The sequence below is a fragment of the Mesotoga infera genome (assembly GCA_011045915.1).
GTDB lineage: Bacteria > Thermotogota > Thermotogae > Petrotogales > Kosmotogaceae > Mesotoga > Mesotoga infera_D.
The window spans coordinates 1-4,823 of the sequence record DSBT01000068.1 but is presented as its reverse complement, the minus strand read 5'-3'; the positions used below and the strand labels follow the sequence as shown (position 1 = coordinate 4,823).

The window sequence follows — 4,823 nt, the reverse complement described above, 5'->3', positions numbered from 1 at the left end:
TACCACAGCAGCTTACGGTGGTTTGAAGCCTCCACCTGCATGACGGCTTCGAGGGGCCCTCCCTCATCTTCAATTAAGCATGGCTAGAAGTTTCCTTCTTCGCCTTCTTGGCACACTGCTACCCCCAGCCACGGTTTCTCGAAAGCCCAGATCATTAACAGGAGCGCTTCAGGTAACAAAGTAAGTTCGTCCTGATCAGATTACTTAAATTTGCTTGCTCATTTTCTTTGGTTTTTGCTTCCTGGTGCGTAAGCGCCAGCATCACTTCCCGGATGCCCTTCCGGGCATCACTTCCTCGCGCCAGCGAGCCTCACTTCCTGGCGGATCAACCCTTGCGCCTTCTTGGCACACTCCGACCTCCGACCCTCAATGGCGGTCTTGCAACTTACAATCAGCATCTTGGAACTTATCCTTTGCTCTTGACCACACTCCAACGACGAGCCATCAACCTCGGCTCTCTAGAAAAGCGAGTCTGTCACGAAGAAATAGAACCTGTCCAGGGATCTACTCCCATTGCAATATACTTCAGTATTTTCAGATAGCAAGGGTTTCCGCCCTTTGCAGCTCGAAGAAGAATTCCACGCCATCGGGAAGATTGTCAAATCCGTGGCTCTTACCATCCAGATCGCAAATGGCTTTTACTATCGAGAGCCCTATGCCGTATCTCTCCTCTTCCCTTGTTCTGGCATTGTCGGCTCTGTAGAAGCTTGTCCAGATCTTCTCGCTCTCTTTCCCGGGTATGTTCTGGCCCGAATTGAACACCCGCACAATCACGGAATTGCCTTGAACATCTTTTCGAACACGAATTTCCTTTCTCTCATCAACATGGTGCATGGCGTTGTCCAGGTAGTTGGTGAGTATCTGTTCCGTCCGGAAAGAATCGGCATAGACAACCGTTTTTTCACCCTCGACATACACTAACTCGATTCCATTTTCCGTAAGGACCTTTTCGAACTTTCCCGTCACCTTTCTTATCAGCTCATCGATGCAAAACTCTCTCTTGTAGAGCGCAAAATTACCGGTTTCCATCATCGAGAGATCGAGGAGATCCTTCACGAGTCTTCCCATCCTTTCCGTCTCTTCCCTGATCACCGAGCAGTAGAAAGCTCGCTTTTCTTCGCCCGAAGCGACGTTCATTTCCAATCCTTCAGCGTATCCCTGAATAAGCGAGAGTGGTGTCTTCAGTTCGTGCGAGACGTTCGTGATGAACTGCTTCCTCATTTCTTCGACCACTTTTTTGTGTTCTATCTCCTTCTTGAGCGCTTCGTTCTTCTCGCCGAGTTCTTTTAGGGTCGAATCGAGAGATTCCGAAAGATCGTCTATGCTCCCCGCAAGCTGCCCGAACTCGTCTCTGGAATCTATTTCACACCTTTCAGAGAAATCGAGATCCTTCATCTTCTTTGTGATTCTGTTCATATGGAGGATCGAGCCGGTAAACTTCCTTGAAATAATGAAAGCTATTACCAGAGCCAATACTGAAGATATGAGGGCGACTACCATCAGAAAGCCATTCACAACCGATACACTGCTTTCTATGGAAGACACGGGAATGCTCATATGAATGGAAAAGCCATTGTCCAGTTTAGATTTCAGGCTGAGAAACCTCTGTTCTCCCATTCTGTCTATAGAGAGCTCGATCTTTGTGCCGGAATCGATTGTTTCGCTGTATAGTGTTTCGAGAGGGTTACGGGAGGGAGGTACTCTTCTTGCGTCGATTACGGGGATTGAACCGCCGGGCTCCTGTGGAATAAGGTGTGTTGTATAGACCGGGTCACCCGAAGCGTTGAAAATTAGTATCATAGCGTTCAGTTCGTTACCCATGTCGACAAGGAAATCGACTTTTTCCCCGTAGTCCGACACTCCAAAGGAATTGATGGAATTCCTGGCCCTGATAAGCTGATCCTTCTTCGTCTTCATATAGTACGGCTCCAGCATGAAGGTATTTGCGAGCCACAGGGCCGAGATGATGAAGAGTATTACCAGAAGAATCTGCAAGAAAAGCTTTCTTCGTATTGAACTCACTTATGTACTCCGAACCTGTAGCCGTAGCCCCTGACAGTCTCGATGTACTCACTCGCTTCACGCAGTTTTGATCGCAATCTATTTTGTGAGTATCCACGGTTCTGTCGGAGCCCTGGTAGTCGTATCCCCAAACACTGTCTAGAAGCTGGTCTCTTGTGAGGGTAATTCCGCTATTGGAGACAAAACAGCTCAGGAGGTCGAACTCGGTGCGACTGAGAACAATCCTCTTGTCGTTGACGTACACTTCCATACTGGAGGGCTTTACATAGAGAACTCCGATCTTCGTTTCGTCCTGCATCGAATAACTCCTTCTGAGTAGCGCATTCACTCTTGCTACGAGTATTTTAGGACTGAAGGGTTTGGATATATATTCATCGGCGCCATACTGGAAGCCTTCAAGTTCGTCGGTTTCAGCCGATTTCGCGGTAAGCATTATTACGGGGATATGGCATCTCTCCCTTATTTCTTCGAGCACTTCTATACCGCTCATGCGTGGCATCATAATATCCAGAATAACTAGGGACAGATCGGGGGTTTCGCAGAACTTCTGGAGAGCTTCCTCACCATCGGCAGCCAGAAGCACCTCGTAGCCTTCCATCTGGAGAAAATCAGCCACCAGTAACCGCATATTCTTTTCATCGTCGGCGAAGAGAATCTTCAACTTACAACCTCCTGTCCAGTATGGCTTTATTCTAATATCGCAATGTCACAAATCGATCACACCGTCACTGTGATAATTCTGTGACACAGGCTCTCTAAAATCGATTGACAGCAAACAGGAGGAATCACATGGAAGATATCAGAGGAAGGCACGAACTCAAGTATTACATAAGCTACTTTGATTATCTATCTCTCAAGAGCAAGATCAGACACGTCATGGAGGTCGATCGAAACGCTAACGAGGACGGCGAGTACGAAATAACCAGTCTGTATTTCGACGACATCTACAACTCGGCGTACAGAGAGAAGATAAGTGGCACAAACAACAGAACGAAATACAGGATAAGGATCTATAACTTCAGCGATAGCGTAATCAAGCTGCAGAAGAAGGCCAAAAGCGGGGACCTCACTCAAAAGGTGAGCCGCATCATTTCCAGGGACAAGTATGAAGAGATAATGAAAGGCCGGGCTTCCTTCCTTCTTGAGGAGAGACCGCACGAGTTCATAGACTTCTACGAAGGAATAAAGAACAGAACTCTGAAGCCAAAAGTACTGGTTCGCTACAATCGCGAGGCCTACTGTCTGAGAGCGGCCAACCTGAGAATTACCTTCGACAGAAACCTATCGACGTGCAGCAAAGTTGATCTCTTTGACAGTAACGGTTCCTTCACTTGTCCCGAAAGCAACCTAATGATACTCGAGATCAAATACGATGGATTCTTCCCCTCTCACATAAAGAGTATCGTTCAAAGCAACGCGAGGTTAAGGAGCAGTGCATCCAAATATGTACTCGGAAGAAAATTCAACTACTTATATTAGCTTCAAGGAGGTCAAGTATGGAGACATTCAAAGACATATTTAAGAACAGCTTTCTGGAAAACTTCTCGGCGTCGCAGATATCGGCCGCCGATACAGCGATTACACTGCTAATTACCTTTCTCATAGGTATTTTTATCTTTCAGATATACAAGAGGTCATTTCAGGGAATTATGTACACCAAGAGTTTCAATGTATCGCTAGTCATGATTGCCATGGTCACCTCTCTGGTAATAATGGCCGTGACGACAAATATCGTGCTTTCGTTGGGAATGGTTGGTGCCCTGAGTATCGTTAGGTTCAGAACCGCGATTAAGGATCCTATGGACATAGTCTTCATGTTCTGGGCGGTTGCCGTTGGGATAGTGACAGGCGCCTCCTTCTATCTGTTAGCGATTATAGGCTCGGTTATCATAGGCATAATCCTCCTCGTTTTCGCCAACTTCAAGTCGCAGACTTCGCCCTACATACTTATGCTGGACTATGGGAACTCAACAGCAGAGAAGGCGATCCTCGAAAAGCTGAAGGATAAGGCAAAGAAGTACAACATCAAGTCGAAAACGGTCACGGGGGAAAATATCGAGCTATCCGTGGAATTACGAATCAAAAGCGGAGAAATCGATTTCGTCAATGAACTCAAATCAATCGACAGCGTGTCGAACGCCGTTCTAATAAGCTACAACGGTGATTACGCTGCATAGCGGGGCGAAAATATGAGAAAGTTCCTTAAGGTGTTGGAACTGGCGTTGCTTGGCGTATTGACAGTGATCTTCTTCGGCGCCTTCGAGGGAGATTCGCAGACCGTTAGGAACCCGACGGACGCCGTTCTCTTCCCTCACAACAGTGTCATAGACGTATTTATAGAGGCCGACGAAGCCGCGCTCCAGAATATGTTCGATCAAGCACGTTTGGAGGAATACATCGTGTGCGATGTCGTTTACAACGGCTACCGCATCGAAAATGTCGGGATCAGGCCCAAGGGCAACTCCTCTCTTTCGCAGGCAAGGAACTCCACTTCAAACAGATACAGTTTCAAGCTCGACTTCAATCAATTCGTCAAAGGTCAAAACCTTTTCGGAATAACCAAGATAAACCTCAACAACGGATTCTCCGACCCCACGTTTATGAGAGAGTACCTGTCTTATGAGATCTCTGAATTGCTCGGGCTAGAGACTCCAAGGACGACCTACATCGCGCTGCATATAAATGGTGAGTACTTCGGGCTTTATCTGGGAGTAGAAAACGTAGACGAAAACTTCGTGCGCGATCACTTCATCTTTGGTTACGGAGATCTTTACAAACCGGAAGGCACCGGAGCCAACCTG

4 protein-coding genes and 2 pseudogenes are annotated in these 4,823 nt (G+C 47.1%); 3 read left to right on the top strand and 3 right to left on the bottom strand.

All coding sequences use genetic code 11. The features are described from left to right. Window positions 1–154 precede the first annotated feature (154 nt). The 3 genes and pseudogenes from ENN47_02280 to ENN47_02270 form a co-directional block, all read right to left on the bottom strand. Window positions 155–351: pseudogene (locus ENN47_02280) on the bottom strand (hypothetical protein). Window positions 352–534: 183 nt separating this feature from the next. Further along, window positions 535–2,022, bottom strand: a complete 1,488-nt coding sequence (locus tag ENN47_02275; GenBank protein ID HDP77014.1) for a HAMP domain-containing protein — start codon at window positions 2,020–2,022, stop codon at window positions 535–537. Further along, a pseudogene (locus ENN47_02270) lies at window positions 2,019–2,650 on the bottom strand (response regulator transcription factor). Before ENN47_02270 ends, ENN47_02275 begins: the two are co-directional and overlap by 4 nt. Before the next feature lie 161 nt (window positions 2,651–2,811). On the opposite strand from ENN47_02270, the gene ENN47_02265 reads away from it, so the two are divergent. From ENN47_02265 to ENN47_02255, 3 genes are all read left to right on the top strand, one after another. Then, window positions 2,812–3,501 (top strand): polyphosphate polymerase domain-containing protein, encoded by a 690-nt coding sequence (locus ENN47_02265; GenBank protein ID HDP77013.1) that lies wholly within the window; start codon window positions 2,812–2,814, stop codon window positions 3,499–3,501. A 17-nt stretch (window positions 3,502–3,518) separates the two neighbouring features. After that, entirely contained in the window at window positions 3,519–4,199 is a 681-nt protein-coding gene (locus tag ENN47_02260) for a DUF4956 domain-containing protein (GenBank protein HDP77012.1), read from the top strand. A 12-nt stretch (window positions 4,200–4,211) separates the two neighbouring features. After that, on the top strand, window positions 4,212–4,823 hold a 612-nt coding region (locus tag ENN47_02255; GenBank protein ID HDP77011.1), incomplete at its 3' end, for a hypothetical protein.